12 protein-coding genes are annotated in these 17,202 nt (G+C 40.6%); 10 read left to right on the top strand and 2 right to left on the bottom strand.

Going from position 1 to position 17,202, the window contains the following annotated elements; all coding sequences use genetic code 11:
- From HMPREF9469_RS30845 to HMPREF9469_RS26355, 3 genes are all read left to right on the top strand, one after another.
- Nucleotides 1-2,214 carry a glycosyltransferase family 10 domain-containing protein gene (locus tag HMPREF9469_RS30845; RefSeq protein WP_007869439.1) on the top strand — a complete coding sequence of 738 codons (2,214 nt, stop codon included), beginning with the start codon at nucleotides 1-3 and terminating at the stop codon, nucleotides 2,212-2,214.
- A gap of 23 nt (nucleotides 2,215-2,237) precedes the next feature.
- On the top strand, nucleotides 2,238-3,572 hold the full coding sequence (locus HMPREF9469_RS26360; RefSeq protein WP_007869436.1) for a sugar phosphate nucleotidyltransferase: 1,335 nt from the start codon (nucleotides 2,238-2,240) through the stop codon (nucleotides 3,570-3,572).
- Nucleotides 3,573-4,246: 674 nt separating this feature from the next.
- Complete coding sequence (locus tag HMPREF9469_RS26355; RefSeq protein ID WP_007869433.1) at nucleotides 4,247-5,221, top strand: glycosyltransferase; 975 nt, start codon at nucleotides 4,247-4,249, stop codon at nucleotides 5,219-5,221.
- Here HMPREF9469_RS26355 and HMPREF9469_RS26350 read toward each other — a convergent pair.
- On the bottom strand, nucleotides 5,218-6,363 hold the full coding sequence (locus HMPREF9469_RS26350) for a glycosyltransferase family 4 protein (RefSeq protein ID WP_007869430.1): 1,146 nt from the start codon (nucleotides 6,361-6,363) through the stop codon (nucleotides 5,218-5,220). The two genes, HMPREF9469_RS26355 and HMPREF9469_RS26350, sit on opposite strands and share 4 nt — an antisense overlap.
- 165 nt (nucleotides 6,364-6,528) lie before the next feature.
- On the opposite strand from HMPREF9469_RS26350, the gene HMPREF9469_RS26345 reads away from it, so the two are divergent.
- On the top strand, nucleotides 6,529-8,136 hold the full coding sequence (locus HMPREF9469_RS26345) for an O-antigen ligase family protein (RefSeq protein WP_007869421.1): 1,608 nt from the start codon (nucleotides 6,529-6,531) through the stop codon (nucleotides 8,134-8,136).
- 22 nt (nucleotides 8,137-8,158) lie between these two features.
- On the top strand, nucleotides 8,159-9,865 hold the full coding sequence (locus tag HMPREF9469_RS26340; protein WP_007869420.1) for a phospho-sugar mutase: 1,707 nt from the start codon (nucleotides 8,159-8,161) through the stop codon (nucleotides 9,863-9,865).
- Nucleotides 9,866-10,390: 525 nt separating this feature from the next.
- On the opposite strand, the gene HMPREF9469_RS26335 is transcribed toward HMPREF9469_RS26340, so the two are convergent.
- The gene (locus HMPREF9469_RS26335; RefSeq protein ID WP_007869419.1) at nucleotides 10,391-11,326 is read right to left on the bottom strand and encodes a hypothetical protein; all 936 of its coding nucleotides are present in this window, start codon (nucleotides 11,324-11,326) and stop codon (nucleotides 10,391-10,393) included.
- Nucleotides 11,327-11,980: 654 nt separating this feature from the next.
- On the opposite strand from HMPREF9469_RS26335, the gene HMPREF9469_RS26330 reads away from it, so the two are divergent.
- From HMPREF9469_RS26330 to HMPREF9469_RS26310, 5 genes are all read left to right on the top strand, one after another.
- On the top strand, nucleotides 11,981-13,279 hold the full coding sequence (locus HMPREF9469_RS26330) for a 4Fe-4S dicluster domain-containing protein (protein WP_007869418.1): 1,299 nt from the start codon (nucleotides 11,981-11,983) through the stop codon (nucleotides 13,277-13,279).
- 95 nt (nucleotides 13,280-13,374) lie between these two features.
- Complete coding sequence (locus HMPREF9469_RS26325; RefSeq protein WP_007869417.1) at nucleotides 13,375-14,328, top strand: DUF1848 domain-containing protein; 954 nt, start codon at nucleotides 13,375-13,377, stop codon at nucleotides 14,326-14,328.
- 84 nt (nucleotides 14,329-14,412) lie between these two features.
- Nucleotides 14,413-15,291, top strand: a complete 879-nt coding sequence (locus HMPREF9469_RS26320; RefSeq protein WP_007869416.1) for a glycerophosphodiester phosphodiesterase — start codon at nucleotides 14,413-14,415, stop codon at nucleotides 15,289-15,291.
- Nucleotides 15,292-15,444: 153 nt separating this feature from the next.
- Nucleotides 15,445-16,107, top strand: coding sequence for an undecaprenyl diphosphate synthase family protein (locus HMPREF9469_RS26315; protein WP_007869415.1), 663 nt, complete (start codon nucleotides 15,445-15,447; stop codon nucleotides 16,105-16,107).
- A gap of 279 nt (nucleotides 16,108-16,386) precedes the next feature.
- Nucleotides 16,387-17,115, top strand: a complete 729-nt coding sequence (locus HMPREF9469_RS26310) for a LytR/AlgR family response regulator transcription factor (RefSeq protein ID WP_007869414.1) — start codon at nucleotides 16,387-16,389, stop codon at nucleotides 17,113-17,115.
- Nucleotides 17,116-17,202 lie beyond the last annotated feature (87 nt).

Below are 17,202 nucleotides of genomic sequence, written 5' to 3'. Positions count from 1 at the left end.
ATGGAAAAGATCAAAACAAAAATTATTAATAAAATTACAAAGATAAATTTAATTGGTATTGCATTAGTATTTTATACAAGTGTGTGGAGGGGATATAAAGAATACTGTAGGTTAAAAAAAAAGCATGGGAATTTACCCATAATAACGCCCACCTTTAAGGGGACAGGCGATTTCTATATGGTAGCGAAGTATTTTCCGCAGTGGTTAAAATTTAAAAAGATAGATAAATATATGATGATTGCAGGTGGGGCATCAGAAATTCGTGTTCTGGAGTTATTTCCACAGTGGTTTTCTAACGCTCAATATGAAATATTAAGTTGGGAACATTACACATATTTGATTCATATGCGATTATTTTGGGGAGTTGAAAAAAGTGATATATATGTCCTAAACCATATAGCAAATTTTGGTGGGGAGCATACAAATTATCTTTGGATAACTTGGAACTTGATGGGATATAAAGGACTGTCTCTTTTAGATTTTTATCTGATATATGGATGCAAACTTAGTAAGTTGGAAAAACCACTGATTCCTATATTTGAGACTGATTCTAATAAGATAGATAAGATTTTTAAATATAAAAAATTAAAACCAGGAAAGACAGTGATGATTTCACCATACTCAACAGGAAATGGAACATTTCACGTGAGTTTTTGGAATAGTATTGTCAAACAACTTCAGCTTAGTGGATATTCAGTATGTACGAACTGTTTTGGAAGTGAAAAACCACTAGCTAATACGGTAAAGTTAGGGCTGGATTATAGAGATTTAGTTCCGTTTATGGATAAAGCAGGATTTGCAATTGGAATACGTAGTGGTTTTTTTGACATTATTTCATCTTCAACATGTAAGAAAATAATAATTCATACCTTTAAAGCGAATCATTGGCCTAACGGAAATTCGTTACCTTATACAGGATTAAAACACCTTGGTTTATGTAATGATGCCATAGAGTATGAACTTAATTCCAATGAGAGTAATTTTGATGTTATAAGGAGGAGTATACTAGGATTATTTGCAATTCATGTAGCTTCAAGTAAAAAAACTATAAAAATAAAATATGTAGATGTTCCTCCGGATTTTAATAAAGAGAAGATTTGGATTACTAGGGTACTTAGAGAAAAGTATAATGTAGTATTTTCCGATAATCCTGAGTTTTTATTCTATAGTGTGTTTGGATTGACTTTTGATCAATATAAGAACTGTATTAAAATATTTTTTACCGGTGAGGATACCATACCCAATTTTAATGAATGTGACTATGCCATGTGCCATGACCGCTTAGAGTTAGGAGATAGATATATTCGTGCTGACGTTGGGGAACGGTATGGAACACCAATCGGTAATTTGGAGCCTGACTGGATTGAAAAGGGGATTAGTATTAGTGGATGGATTAATAGCAGTCTAATTGATATTAAAGATAAAATTCAAAATCGGAGTATTGTGAGCGAGAAGCTAATAAACAGACGATTCTGTAATTTTATTTATTCTAACGAAAGTTTTGGAGAAGGTGCCGTATTAAGAAAAAAGTTTTGTTTGGAGTTAATGAAGTATAGAAGAGTGGACTGTCCTGGACGTGTACTTAATAATATGAAAGATGGGTTAGGGATTAGATGGTCGGTTAAAGATGGACGTGATAGCATTGTTGACAATTGGACCTCTACAAAATTGGAGTTTATTAAAAACTATAAATTTACAATAGCTTTTGAAAATACTGCGATACCAGGGCATACAACAGAGAAGCTGATACATCCATTTTATGCATATTCTATTCCAATCTATTGGGGGAATCCTGATGTCGTTGCAGATTTCAATCCTAAGGCATTTATTAATTGTAATGATTATAATAATGATTGGAGGGCAGTATGCAAGCGGATTAAGGAGTTGGACCAGGACCATGAACAATATCTAGAGATGTTAAGACAGCCGCCAATGCAGCCGGATTTTGATTTTGGTTCGGAGGAGAAGGCAAAGCAGTTTTTATATAATATTGTAGAAAAGGGATATAAACCATATACAAAGAGTTCGCTTGCATTTACTGCTCCTAATGTAGCTCGGAATAGTTACCACGAATTGATGGAAATAAAAACTTCGAATTCATGGAAAGTGGCTAGAAGAATTCAGGCATTTTTGGGAACAAAATGGGGATGGTTCCCGAGACAGTTATGCCTTGCACTATTGAATGTTAGAAATAGACTGGTAAAGAAGAAGTAATATACCAATGAAAGGATGAGCATATGCATATAATATTACTCTCAGGGGGATCGGGAAAACGACTTTGGCCATTGTCTAATGATGCAATGTCAAAACAATTTTTAAAACTACTGCCATCGAAAAGTGAGGGTGCAAAGGAGTCTATGGTGCAAAGAGTCTATGCGCAAATAAGGAGGACCATAGATAAGGCGGATATTGTTGTTTCAACGAACAACATACAACGTGGAATATTGGAACGCCAATTGGGGAGCGATATAGATATCGTTTTGGAACCTGAAAGGCGGAATACCTTTCCGGCTATTTTACTAGCATGTGCATATTATTATTTTAAAAAGAAACTAGATATGGAATCGCCTATTATTGTCCTTCCAATAGATGTTTTTGCTGACGATCAATATTTCGAATGTTTAAAAAGCATGGAAGAAATAGTTGTTAAAGGGAAGAGTAATATAGTGCTGTTGGGGACAGTTCCTACGTATCCATCGGAAAAGTATGGGTATATATTGCATTCAGAAAAAAAGAATGGATTATGGATTTTTGAAGAAAAGCCGGAGTTAAATAGAGCCAAACAATTAATGGAAGAGGGGGCATTGTGGAATTGTGGTGTGTTTGGTTTTAAATTAGGGTATGTAATTAATATTCTTAACAAATTTGTAAGTTTGGATTCATATGAAAATCTTATAAATAACTATAACATTTTTGTGAATAATAGTTTTGATTATGAAGTTGTTGAAAAAGAATCTAAATTAGATGTTGTAATTTATAGAGGAAATTGGAAAGATCTAGGTACTTGGAATACTCTTACAGAGGAAATGCGTACGGAATCCATAGGGCAAGATGTCATTATTGCTGATACATGTAAAAATGTTCATGTTCTTAATATGTTAGATATACCAGTGATTGTAATGGGAATTAAAGATGCCGTAGTAGTGGGAAGTCACGATGGTATTCTTGTATCTAATAAAGAGGAAAGTTCATACCTAAAAAAATATACTGATAGGATTTTACAGTATCCGATGTATGAGTCAAAGATTTGGGGAGAGTATAGGGTAATAGATTATACCTCTGAAGAAAATGGAAGAATGAGTATAACAAAAAGGTTAAATATTAAAGCAGGGATGAGCCTAAGCTATCGTTTTCACGTGACCAGAACAGAAGTTTGGGTAATAGTTAGGGGAAAAGCAAAGCTTGTACTGGATGGAGAACAAAGATTGATTTCAGCAGGAGATTCAATAGTTATTCGACCTATGGTTAAACATGCACTAAGGGCAATTTCTAATACAGAATTATTGGAAATTCAAATGGGAGAAAATGATTCGATTCAGATACCTAGCGAGAGGTTAGAATACGAATGGTAACCTTAGAGTAGCAGATATGAAATACAAAAAACAGGGAGCAATAGAATTTTGGAGATTTGTATTTTGCATAATTATAGCAATATACTATATATAGGATTACACGGGAATTTCATTAGTGGTCAGGGGTTTATATTTAAGTATAATTTTTATAAGGCCAGCTTAAGCAGGTGTATTGCAATTAAATGGAAGAGTTTGTAATATTTATTTTATATTCTTCCATTTGTTATTCAGTTGGTATTATTAAGTTGTTCAATTGGTCGTAGTAATATTAAGAAAATAATAATCCGTTTAGTTTGTTCTTGATGAACTATTTTGCTATTGTATGTGACCGGAATGGGAGACATTATTGATAATGATTTTGTGGGGCTGATATTTACTTGCATTATTTATTGGCAATTATATTATATAATATCTCTCCAGAAGGTATAATTATGACTTTGAGAGAATAATTGTACTACTTTTAGTAATGGTTATTAATTGCCTATTGGTGGAGTAGCTGGACATGAGCAATTTACTACAGATATGTTCATTTTCACATTGTATATACTTGTAGACATTTGCATTGGTTTTCTATCTCATAATTTGTATATGGTAAGGACAAAGTAATCTTATTTGGGAAGAGTAATTAATTTGTTAGGAGTATATGATGGGGTGGGGGGCATTTTGAGGCGTTTATGGAAAGAATAGTGGCAATTACGGTAACCTATAATCGGACAAGCACGTTATTTAGATGTTTGGAGTCATTATGTAAGCAGACAAAACCTGTCTATAAAATACTGATTATAGATAATAATAGTGGAATTAAAGAGAAAGAAATTCTAAAACAGTTTGCAGACAAATATGATTGTATCGATGTTCTTTGGCTTTCAGAAAATACTGGTGGAGCAGGTGGGTTTGAGGCAGGAATGAAAGCTGCTAAGGATCGTTATGATGCAGATTGGTATTGGATTATGGATGATGATGCATATCCATGCCCTGATTGTCTGGAACAACTGCTTAATTATCAGCAACATCTTCCAAATGTGGGGGGAATATGTCCCCTTATTTATGGAATTGATTTACAGGAGTATCAGTTTTACCACCATAAGAGATTGGAAGGATGGATGCTAAATGAAAGACAGATTGTGTATAAATATGAAGAGTTAGAGGATGTTGTTCAGGTAGATGCCAATGCATTTGTAGGCCCGCTGTTTTCACGGAAAGCAGTGGAGGCGGTAGGAATTGCTGATGGCAGTTTGTTTATTTATGGAGATGATACTGAATATACATATCGTGTCTCTAGAAAATTTGGAGTATATGTAGTTAGAAACGCGATAATAGAACATCAAGATCCGCCCCTGAGTAATAACTACATGGCGCCGGATGCATGGTGGAAGGAGTATTATTCCATACGTAATAAATATTTTTTAATTCGAGAGTTTAAAAACAATGTAATAATTAGAATGTTGGGATATGCTATTATGACATTAAAGATATTAAAGTTAATGGTTGCAGCAGCGATTAAGCCGAAATATAATGGATATCATAAAGTTCGTTTGAAGATTTTAAATATGGCTGTTAAGGATGGCTTGAAAAACCATCGGGGAAAAACGCTGGATCCAGTGCAATACAGAGAGTGGATTAGCAAAAAGGACCCTATGGGCGTTTAAACGCTCATAGGGTCAATTAATTTCTTGAATAAATCAGCGCTTCTTTTTAGGCTGTAACGAGATTGAAACAATTGTAGAGAGGAAAGCCGCATATTATAACGTTGGTTTTCATCAAGATGATAGTAATCGAGTATGCTTTTTTCAAAATCATCTATGGTATCTACGATATATGAGTTGCTGCCGTTTTGTATAGCATAGCCCTCAAATGCATGGCTTGTTCCGACCACTGGCAGAGCGTAGGACAAGGCTTCAGCAACTTTGACTTTCATGCCAGCGCCGTCAAAAATGGGGGCAATGTATAATTCTGCATTATAAAAATATGGCTCCATATTTTCCGGCGTATTCACTATTGTAATTGAGGGCATTTTCTTTACAAATTCTAAGAACTCAGGGGTTGGATGGGCTCCAGCGATACAAAGTTCTTTTGGAATCAATAGACGACTGTATATATTTTTTATAAACCATAATATGCCTTCATAATTAGAACCATACCACAGTGAACCGGTTATCAGCATACGTAATGGATGTGGAGCATGATTTTGGGTATCTAAAGGGGGAAGGTGTGTTGTTTTCTGCGGAATACACACCGGAATGACAGCTATTTTCTCAGATGGAATATGGTATAATTGGCACAAACGGTTCTTGTCTTTTTCTGTCAGAGCAATTAAATGATCGGCCCGTTTGACGATTAACTGTTCACGGGGTCTGGAGAAGCAGGCATCAATTAAATTAAACAAATTCCGGTGGTGACGATAATTATTTTGAGAATAATCATATTCTACATTGTGCACACGAACGAACAAAGGCGTATTTCCTATTCGTTTAAGGATATAATGTAATTTAGTGAAATCCATTACAATTGCATCATATGCAGAAAAATCAATACACAATTTAAGCCATGACCGATAGCGGCGGTTTGTATTCATGAACAGAGTATCAAATATTCGTAGAAATATGTTATTGCTAGGGGATAAGTAGTAAGTTGTATCATATAACTCGGCTAGGGAATTGTCTTCAATTTCAGGACCAATGTAGTCCACGGAGTAATTATTTTCCACTAGTGATAATAAAGTTTGCTTAATGACGATTCCTCCACCAGACATTAAAGAGGGAGGTTCAGGGGTAATTTGTAATAGTTTCATAGATATCTCCAAATTTGTCATATTTTTTGATGTTAATAAAGAATATATTCAGTATAGCATTAAATATTCAAGGCTGCAACCGTACATGTTATGACGAAGTTGCAGATTTGGGAACAAAATGGTATACTGAAAAAACATTATAGTTTATGAAAGGATAACAGACGGATGAATGAAAATAGCGGTTTAATTGTATCGTGGAAACGAGCCAATGAAATTATTACTGGTTTTTTTATAGTTGCAATACTAGCAATTTTTCCATTGGTTTTTTATGATTATTATTTTGATATTTTAGATGTAAAATACATGTTTTATTACGGTTCAGTGATTTTGTTTACAGTAGTCATCCTAATAACAGCTTTTATATATATGTATATTGATGCCAGAGATTATCAGTGGGAGAATTCACGTTGTATATTCAAGCAGCTTCAAAGAAAGTCCTTAAGAAGATCAGATTGGGCTATGATTTTCTTTATGATCGCAGTTTCCATATCAACCTTTCAGTCTGATTACTTTTATGAATCCTTTTGGGGAAATGAAGGCAGATACACGGGAATGTTTTTGGTTCTTCTATATTTTGTCAGCTTTTTTAGTGTTACCAGATTCCTAAAATTTAAGCGCTGGTATTTGGATATGTTTTTAGCGGCAGGAATGATTGCCTGCCTTATCGGAATATTGCAGTTTTTTGAAATTGACCCAATTGGATTTAAGGTAGGACTTTCATGGGACGATTATAGGATTTTTGCTTCAACCATTGGAAATATTAATACCTATACATCTTATATAGCACTTGTTTCAGGTATGAGTGTTGTTCTGTTTGCTCAGGAAAAGAATGTTTACAGAAAAATCTGGTATACAATTTGTGCGACTATATCGTTATTTGCATTGATAACAGGTATTAGCGACAATGCATATTTGGCATTGATTGCATTATTTGGATTGTTACCTTTATACCTCTTTAACAGTATAAAGGGTATTAAAAAGTATATGTTTCTTATGGCACTTTTGTTTTCCGAATTTCAGTTGATTGATATTATTATTAGCAAGTTTCCAGAACATGTATTGGAGATTACAGGCCTGTTTAATATAGTTGTCGGCTATGATAAGCTTTTATATGTTGTTGTAGGTTTGTGGGCATTAACAATATTTATTCATATATTGGATATTAAACTAATTAAGGAGAACTGTCTGCAGAAAAAGAGCAATTTGGGAAGGTGGATTTGGCTTGCGGTATTGATAGGTGGTATCCTATGTGTGGGATATATTCTGTTTGATGTTAATGTTAATGGTAATGTTGATAGATATGGTTCTTTAAAAAATTATCTTTTTTTTGATGACGAGTGGGGAACACATCGTGGATATATCTGGAGAATAGGAATAGAGAGCTATCAAAAGTTTCCGCTAATTCATAAAATCTTTGGTCATGGCCCGGACACATTTGGGATTATCACTGTAAACAATTATTATGATGAAATGCTTAGCCGATATTATGAAAAGTTTGATAGCGCCCATAATGAATACTTGCAATATTTTATTACAATAGGCGTTGTTGGTTTAGCGGCTTATCTATCGCTGCTTTTTAATGCTATAAAAGAGATGGTTCATGGGGCTTCGGAAAATCCCCTTTTAGTAGCTATTTCATTTTCAATTATATGTTATGGGGCGCAAGCTGTAGTCAATATAAGTGTTCCGATTGTGGCGCCTATTATGTTGACTTTGCTTATGGTTGGAGTGACGGCGGCTCGGGAAGTGGCAGATAAAGATAAGCCCGTTTAAGGATATTAGAAAGGACAAGATAATGAATTCGGAAATGATTATGAAAGAATACCACCGTTGGGTAGATAGGGCAGCGGAGGATTCGGAGATTAAAGAGGAACTAAATAATATTGCTGATGACTATGAGAAGATTGAGGATGCATTTTACCGTAATTTGGAATTTGGTACTGGTGGACTAAGGGGAGTAATTGGAGCAGGAACAAACCGAATGAATATTCACACAGTTGCGAGGGCATCCCAGGGACTGGCCAGATACGTAAATAAGCAGGGATATAAAACAGCTTCCATTGCGATAAGCTATGATTCGAGGATTAAGTCGAAGCTGTTTGCAAGGATTGCATCAGAGGTTTTTGTGGGAAATGGAATTCGGGTATATATATATGATAGGCTAATGCCCACCCCGTGTCTGTCATTTGCTGTGAGGCAGTTGAAATGTGCAGCGGGTATTATGATAACTGCCTCTCACAATCCGGCACAGTATAATGGTTATAAAGTATATGGTCCGGACGGATGCCAAATCACTACTGTGGTGGCATCTGAGATATTGGATGAGATTGAGGCAATCGATATATTTGAGGGCATATGCAGGTCTGACTTTGATGAGTCAATTGCAGCGGGTAGTATCAATTACATTGTGCCTGAAATTGTCACAGGATTTATAGAGGCAGTAAAGAGCCAAAGCGTATTAGGATCAAATGATGTGGTGGATAAGAATGTGTCTATTGTTTATTCTCCGTTGAATGGCACAGGACTGGAGCCAGTACTGCGGACACTGAACGAAAGTGGTTTCACCAATATAATAGTAGTGAAAGAGCAGGAACAGCCGGATGGACATTTCCCCACTTGCCCGTATCCAAATCCAGAGATTCAAGATGCTATGTCCTTGGGGATTGGGTATGCAAGGAAATATAATGCAGATCTTTTGCTTGCAACAGATCCGGATTGTGATCGTATTGGGATTGCGGTAAAGGACGCAGATGGTAAGTATGTACTTTTGAGCGGAAATGAGACAGGAATGCTGTTGTTGGATTATATTTGCAGCAGAAGGAACGCTAATGGAACGATGCCGGAGAGACCGGTATTCTTCAAGACAATTGTAACAATTGATATGGCAGAAAGAATTGCGCAACATTATGGTGTAAGCACAAAAAACGTTTTAACTGGTTTTAAATATATTGGTGAGCAGATTGGCTTACTGGAATCAAAGGGACAAGGAGAACGGTTTATCTTTGGCTTTGAAGAGAGCTATGGATATTTAAGTGGTTCCTATGTAAGAGACAAGGATGCAGTGGGAGGAGCGTTGTTAATTTGCGAGATGTTTGCATATTATAAATCCAAAGGAATAGGGCTATGGGAAAAGATGCAGGAATTATACAGAACATATGGATATTGCCTAAATACACTACACACTTTTGAATTTGAGGGAGCGGCTGGATTTAAACGAATGCAGGAGATTATGGCATTTATGAGGGAGGGCATAGATAATATTGGTGGAATAAAGGTCGTGGATTGTATGGATTATTCCAAGGGATTGGATGGATTGCCAAAATCCAATGTGTTAAAGTTCCTTTTAGCGGATCACTGCTCTGCTGTGATACGTCCATCAGGAACGGAGCCCAAGATAAAAGTGTATATGTCAGTGAGTGCTGGAGATATGGAAGCAGCGGCAAGGATAGAAAAAAAGATGCAAGAGAGTATTATTGATTTTTTGGAGTTTAAGATTTTTTGAATTTTACCATAAAGCAGAGGGAAAAGCCTGAAAAATGTAAGCGCTAAATAGTCTCTTTCCAGACTCGGTTGAACATGCAGTATTAAAGTGCTATAAACATCACATGGAGTGATTACATGGAAAGTACAGTTATGGAGTGGGTGAAGAAATGGACCTGTTAACAAACTAAAGAAAAATGACCTTCTGTATGATATAATTATCATATCAATTGCGGGAGGCCATTTTTATGATGGGAAAACATACTGGGCAAATTTAGATGGTAATTTTTATCATAGATTCTATGGTTCCAGAGAGCTATCTCCTGAGACAGGTTAAAAAGGACCTGTTGACAAAATCACTTTTTTCTTGGTTTACAACAATAAGAACTGGAAATCTAGTAAAATCGAATCGTTATAATCCGAAATCATGCAGCTTTTACCATGCGCGTTAGATTATGTCATAGCAGCGAGGAGGTATTCTCCCTATGCCGAGCGAGTTTGCTACGTTTGGATTTTTGGCTATCAACAGGTCCATTTTTCGCCCCCTCTACTGCACCACCCGATAACTCCCCCGATCCGGCGTCCCCGTATCCCACTCCGGCATCCAGGCCCCATCGCTTCCAAGCCAGTAATACATTTCAAGGGCATCTGATTTCACATAGCAGTCTGATTCCATGTATCCCCTATAATTAAAATAGTACCACGTATCATTGATCACCCTCCAACAGTCAGTTGCAAAGGTTCCATCCTTATAAGCGAAGCGCCATCCGGCAGATGTTTTCTGCCATTCTCCGTTGTCCCTGGTCCAGGCATTCTCGCGGTTGAGAACTTTGGCATCAGAATCAGAGGACCATCCGCTGGCTTCGGTGCTGTAGGTGCCAAGGGCGCGGACATTGAAGGTATAGCTGCCCTCAGTATTAATATAGGAACTGAAATCATATGAATTTTCTTTGGTGGTCACAGTTGCCAGGAGACGCTTGTCCCTGTACAGTTTTACCTCATACTGTTCTGAGCCATCCACTGAATCCCACAGGGCCGTGTCGCCGTTCCAGCTGGTTGCAGTGGTGCCGGGCAGATTGCCGGAGATCTCGGGAAGATAAACCTGAAGGATCAGGGTAACGCCATCTGATTCTATGTGAGACTCCTTGTACTGAGCGCTGCATCCGGACAGACTGAAATCACTTCTCTCAATATTGGAGAATTTATAACCTTCCCTGGCAGAGAGTTCCACCTCAGCCACGGGCCGTTCCCCGAAAATCCAGGTGTCGTCATCTTTTACATATTCCGTGCCTTCTACTTTGAATTGGCTGCTGCTGGAGCTTGCTGTAATGCTGCCTACAATATCGCCTCCCTTGGGGGCCTTGTCCCAGGAAAAGCTTAAGGAGACCGAGGTAATGGTGTTCTCCTGGCCATAGGCGGAGAAGATGCCTCCCAATGTGAGACATGCAGCTAAAGCCATGATTGCAATTATTTTTTTGTTCACTGAAATCCTCCTTTTCATAAATGATACGTTGCTTGGTGAATCATTGGTTGCTGTTTTTATTTTACAGTATTTCTGAGGAAATGTCCATTTCTTGCGGGAAAGAAAATTGTCTCCTGAAAATTGTCTGTTGCAGCCCGCCATACAACCATACACCCTAAGCTGTTTCAAAAGCATGCATCCTCGATGCCAGTACCGCATCATCAGAATCATTTGACCCATTGTGCAAAAATATTAAATTAATATGAAAGAAAATAGTCCGATATTCTATTGAAAAATTAAGATTACATCCCAGCAAATGTATACTATAATGGTAATAAGTAGGTTGATACCTGGTATGGTATCGTATAAGAACAGAGGGCGAATGAATACTACCAAAAAGCCGGGCGATAATTTAATGGAACATAAAAGCAAAGGTGGCTCTGTTATTTAATGGAGCCGCCCTATTAAATAGATAGAAAGCAGAAATCATGTACTCTCGGAGTCTCCCCGGCACTAATTTTTGCGTCTGATTTCTCACCAGTCGCACACAAATTGATTCAACATACACACCGTGTACGCCTCATGAATTTATGCGCAACTGACAAAAAAATCATCTCGCAAATCGGAGTACCGGGAGATTCCGATCGCACACATCAATTAAGAGGAGGATAATTTATGGGACACCTAACCACCCGTGACGCCTACAAATCCCTCGGTGACCGCATCAACTGGTTCACCCAGGGCGCTCCGGTGTCAGAGACACTATATAAGATCCTGCAGGTGCTTTACTCGGAAAAGGAAGCCAAGTGGGTTGCTTTGCTTCCCGTCCGTCCATTTACAGTTAAGAAGGCGGCAAAGATATGGCAGACATCAGAGTATAAAGCGGAACGCCTGCTGGATCATCTCTGTGACAAGGCTCTGCTGGTTGACTCCTGGCACAACGGTGTCAGACAGTTTGTTATGCCGCCGCCAATGGCCGGATTCATAGAGTTTGCTTTGATGCGGACCAGGGGAGACATTGACCAGAAATATCTTAGCGAGCTGTATTACCAGTATATGAACGTGGAAGAGGATTTTATTAAGGATCTGTTTTATGCCACGGAGACAAAGCTGGGCCGTGTTTTTGTCCAGGAACCGGTGCTGACCAATGATAAGATGAATCATATCCTGGACTATGAGAGGGCGACCCATATTGTGGAGGAGGCTGAATATATAGGCCTTGGCCTGTGCTATTGCCGCCATAAGATGTATCACGCGGGCCATCCCTGCGAGATTGACGCGCCATGGGACGTATGCCTGACCTTTGACAATGTGGCCCGTTCACTGGCGGAGCATGGAGATTATGCAAGGCTTATCTCCAAGGAGGAGGCGCTGGATGCCCTTGAGCGCTCCTATGACAGCAATCTGGTGCAGATTGGGGAAAATGTCCGTGAACACCCTGCTTTTATCTGTAATTGCTGCGGATGCTGCTGTGAGGCCCTTCAGGCAGCCAGGCATTTTAGCCCCATGCAGCCTGTGGCAACCACCAATTATATCCCTGAGATCTCAGATGAGAAGTGTGTGGGCTGCGGCAAGTGCGCCAAGGTCTGTCCTGTTCTGGCTATTTCCATGAAGGAGAATGGGGATGGACGCAAGAAAGCGGTTCTGGACAGGGACATCTGTCTGGGGTGCGGTGTATGTGCCAGAAACTGCAATATAAAAGCCATTGAGCTTAAGAGGCGCCCGGAGCAGATTATTACGCCTGTGAACAGCACCCACCGGTTTGTTCTCCAGGCCATTGAGAAGGGAACGCTGCAGAATCTTGTTTTTGATAACCAGGCATTTGCCAACCACAGGGCAATGGCCGCCCTGTTCAGCGCCATCTTGGACCTTCCGCCTATCAAGCAGGCCATGGCCAGCAAGCAGTTTAAGTCGGTTTATTTGGATCGCCTTTTATCAATGCAGAGTAAACGAAAAAAGGGAAAATTTACCTGATGTACACAGAGATGACTTTATGTGGTTCCTGTGATAGAATGAAAAGAATATCCGGGAACAAAGGATATGAGCAGAATACGGAATGAGATGATAAAATGATAGTCAGTGCAAGCAGAAGAACAGATATTCCGGCATTTTATGCGGAGTGGTTTTATAATCGCCTGGTAGAGAATTACCTGTATGTAAGGAATCCCATGAACCCAAAACAGGTCAGTGAACTGAAGCTGAGCAGGGATACTGTGGACTGCTTCGTGTTCTGGACCAAGAACCCCGGCCCCATGATGGACAGGCTTTCAATCCTGGATACCATGGGGTATCCCTATTATTTCCAATTTACCCTGACTGCCTACGGCCAGGACATGGAACCGGGACTTCCTGATAAGCGGGAGCTGGTGGAGACCTTCAGAACACTTTCACGGCGCATTGGGGCTGAGCGGGTAATCTGGAGATATGATCCCATTTTGCTGGGAGGGATTTATAATGTGGAATACCATTGCCGGTGGTTTGAGCAGCTGTGTAAAAGCTTAAGCGGGTACACGCAGACCTGTGTGATCAGCTTTATTGACATGTATGCCAGGATTAAAAAGAGTATGGAGCACATGGGAGTCTATGATATGGGAGCCGGGGATATACGTTTGCTGGCATCCCTGCTTGGCCCCATAGCAAAACAGTACAAAATAGGGCTGCAGACATGTTCAGAGGCAATGGATCTTTCGGAATATGGCATACAAAAGGGAAAATGTATTGACGACCGCCTGATCTCACGGATAACAGGACGGGAGCTGGATGTAAAAAAGGATGATACACAGAGGGAAACCTGCGGGTGTGTTAAAAGCGTGGACATTGGCACTTACCATACCTGCGCCCATTTTTGCAGATACTGCTATGCCAATCTGAATCCGCCTCAGGTACAGGAGAACAGAAGACAGCATGATCCGGACTCGCCTCTTTTGATTGGCAGGTTGAACGGAGAAGAGAAGATAACACAGCGGGTAATGAAATCCGTTTTTAGACACAGCGATGACGGACAGATGGAGCTTCAGTGGTAAGTGAAGGATAAAAGACATCCGTTCCTGCAGTAGGACAGAATAACACAAGACAGAATAAAACAAGACAGAATGAGGCAAGACAGAATGAATCAAGAGAGAGTAAGTAAAAACCGCCGTCACCCATCAGCCAACGCCGGGCGCACCCATTTTCCAGTACCCTTCATCATGAAAATGGCACCGCTGCCGGCCGCGCTCCTGTGCGGCCTGATGTTAGTGCTGGCCAGCCCCGGCTTTGCTTTTGCGGAGGAAAACTGGGACCAGGATGTGGAGATCACGGCCCACAGGGGAGATGTTTCCCAGGCTCCGGAGAATACGATCCCGGCATTTAAAGCCGCGATCGAGAGCGGAGCGGACTGGATCGAGCTGGATATCAACCAGACAAAGGACGGGGTCCTGGTGGTCCTTCATGATGAGAACCTGATGCGCGTGGCTGGAGTTCCCTACAAGGTCAGGGATCTTACGTATGATGAGATCCGCAGCCTGGATGTGGGCAGCCGTCTGGGGCCCGATTTTCAGGGGACATCCATTCCAACCCTGTCTGAAGTGCTGGATTACTGCCGCGGAAAGATCAAACTCAATATAGAGATTAAATATAGAGAGGGACAATCCCTGGAATTGATCCCGCAGATGGTAGAAATGATACGCCAGAGGGAAATGCTTCAGGAGTGCATGATAACATCCTTTAATTATGGCTGCCTGCAGATGGTTAAGATATTTGAGCCGTCCCTGGAGACCGGCCTTATCTCATCCCAGCCCATACCTCAGCCTGAGATCTACACCAGCGCTGACAACTTTGTCCTGAGTATTGAACTGATCGAGCCGGACACCGTGAACCGGATCCATGGACTAGGCAAGGAAGTGATCGCCTGGACCATTAATGACCAGTACTCTGTAGATAAGTGCAAAAAAGCCAGGGCAGACAATATCATAACAGACAGGCCGGATGATATTCTACCGGAGTAATGTGTTTTTTGTGGTTATTGGCAGCTGTTTACAGCGGTTACGTGGCATTTTCATCTGCAAACAGGCATAGACCAGGTATAGGTCTTCCGGAAAAGCCCATACTTTCCATATATTACCGGCATCAGATGCAGGCCGGAGCCTGGAGGAGAGATAATGAGAATACCGAAACATATTGGAATCATACCGGACGGAAACAGAAGATGGGCACAGAACCGGGGGATGGAAAAGGCGGATGGATACAGTCACGGCATTTCCCCGGGAATGACCCTGTATTATATGTGCCGTGAACTGGGCATTGAGGAAATGTCCTTTTACGGTTTTACAGTGGATAACACGAAACGCCCCACAACTCAGCGCCAGGCGTTTACAAAGGCATGTGTTGCAGCTGTCGGGGAATTGTCAAAGGAGGATGCAAGCCTGCTGGTATTGGGCAATACCCAATCGGATATGTTCCCGCCGGAGCTTCTTCCCTATACCACCAGACAGGACTTTGGGGCGGGGGGAATGAAGATCAATTTCCTGGTAAATTACAGCTGGGAGTGGGACCTGGGTTTCAAACCAGGGCCAAGGACATCCGGTGAACCGGCAATCAGCCGGCCGGCTTCCATCGGGCCGGGGCTTAAGACCGCAGATGTGTCGCGTATTGACCTGATCATCCGCTGGGGCGGCAGAAGGAGGCTGTCAGGCTTTCTCCCGGTGCAGTCGGTTTATTCCGACATATATGTGGTGGATGATTACTGGCCGGATTTCAGGCGTCAGCATGTGGAGGACGCAATTAAGTGGTACTCGGCCCAGGATGTCACCTTGGGCGGATGATGGGAACCACCAGGTTACCCGCTTTTGCGCCCATTTTCCCGCTGTCCTGAACTGTTACAATATATCATAATAAGGAATGGACCAGAAACTAAATTGGCGTCCGCGTAATATGCCCTGGGCTGGGCTGGCTTAAAAAGTCAGATCCGGGCCAGGCTTCATATTTCCCGGGCGCCAATATAAATTTCTACATTAAACAGACTGTTTTCAACATTTATAGACAAATTTAGACAGGGGGGTGTAAAATATCATAGAAAAAAATTGCAGTACGGGGACAGATATATGATACATATAGCGGTTTGTGATGATGATATCCAGTTGTGCAGCCAACTGGAAGATTATATAAAAAAATGGAAAGAAAAAAGAAAACTGGAAGTAGAGGTCTTTAACACAGGGAGGGAATTTGAGAAAGCTCTCAGGGAACGGTATTTTGACCTTATATTTTTGGATATTGTTATGAAAGACTGCAGCGGCATTGAGCTGAGCCGGTTTATAAGGGAAGAGCTTGGCAATGACACCAGCATGATCGTATATATGTCCGGATATGGGGATGAATACGCACTGGAGCTGTTTCAGTTCCAGCCCTTTCATTTTCTCAAAAAACCATTTAAACCAGAGGAATTCCAGCAGGTGTTTTTTAAGGCATGTGACAGGATACAGGGGGATTCAGGTATTTTTGAATTTAAGTCCAGCAGGACCGTGTACAGGGTTCCTCTGAAGGATATCCATTACTTTGAGGGCGATAACCGGCGGGTTAAAATCGTAACAGCCACACATACATATCATTGTTATTCCACCATTGAAAATCTTTTTTCCAAAATTAACATGGAGCAGGCGGGATTTATTCGGCTGCATAAGTCGTACGCCGTCAATCTCCGTTTTGTGGCAAAATTCAGCGTCAGGATGGTGACGCTGTTTGACGGCGAGGAGTTTACGGTCAGCGCGCCCTTTAAAGAGAACGCCCAGAGGCAGTATGAGGCATACAGTGAGAAAATAGGCAGGCAGAGATGATTGGTCCGGGTGAACAAACTATGAGCAAAAATTGATTCAGGCACAAAGCATCGTTACCATCGCTATTTATAATTCATTTCCGGGAAC

Origin of the sequence: [Clostridium] citroniae WAL-17108, assembly GCF_000233455.1 — a bacterium.
GTDB classification, from domain to species: Bacteria; Bacillota; Clostridia; order Lachnospirales; family Lachnospiraceae; genus Enterocloster; species Enterocloster citroniae.
This window is presented reverse-complemented; position numbering and strand designations above follow the sequence as displayed.

Excerpts from the sequence above, each read along its gene's own strand:
- HMPREF9469_RS26325 (WP_007869417.1), top strand. The coding sequence starts at position 13,375 with ATGATAGTCAGTGCAAGCAGAAGAACAGATATTCCGGCATTTTATGCG.
- HMPREF9469_RS26340 (WP_007869420.1), top strand. The coding sequence starts at position 8,159 with ATGAATTCGGAAATGATTATGAAAGAATACCACCGTTGGGTAGATAGG.
- HMPREF9469_RS26310 (WP_007869414.1), top strand. The coding sequence starts at position 16,387 with ATGATACATATAGCGGTTTGTGATGATGATATCCAGTTGTGCAGCCAA.
- HMPREF9469_RS26320 (WP_007869416.1), top strand. The coding sequence starts at position 14,413 with ATGAATCAAGAGAGAGTAAGTAAAAACCGCCGTCACCCATCAGCCAAC.
- HMPREF9469_RS26360 (WP_007869436.1), top strand. The coding sequence starts at position 2,238 with ATGCATATAATATTACTCTCAGGGGGATCGGGAAAACGACTTTGGCCA.
- HMPREF9469_RS26345 (WP_007869421.1), top strand. The coding sequence starts at position 6,529 with ATGAATGAAAATAGCGGTTTAATTGTATCGTGGAAACGAGCCAATGAA.
- HMPREF9469_RS26315 (WP_007869415.1), top strand. The coding sequence starts at position 15,445 with ATGAGAATACCGAAACATATTGGAATCATACCGGACGGAAACAGAAGA.
- HMPREF9469_RS26355 (WP_007869433.1), top strand. The coding sequence starts at position 4,247 with ATGGAAAGAATAGTGGCAATTACGGTAACCTATAATCGGACAAGCACG.
- HMPREF9469_RS26330 (WP_007869418.1), top strand. The coding sequence starts at position 11,981 with ATGGGACACCTAACCACCCGTGACGCCTACAAATCCCTCGGTGACCGC.
- HMPREF9469_RS30845 (WP_007869439.1), top strand. The coding sequence starts at position 1 with ATGGAAAAGATCAAAACAAAAATTATTAATAAAATTACAAAGATAAAT.
- HMPREF9469_RS26350 (WP_007869430.1), bottom strand. The coding sequence starts at position 6,363 with ATGAAACTATTACAAATTACCCCTGAACCTCCCTCTTTAATGTCTGGT.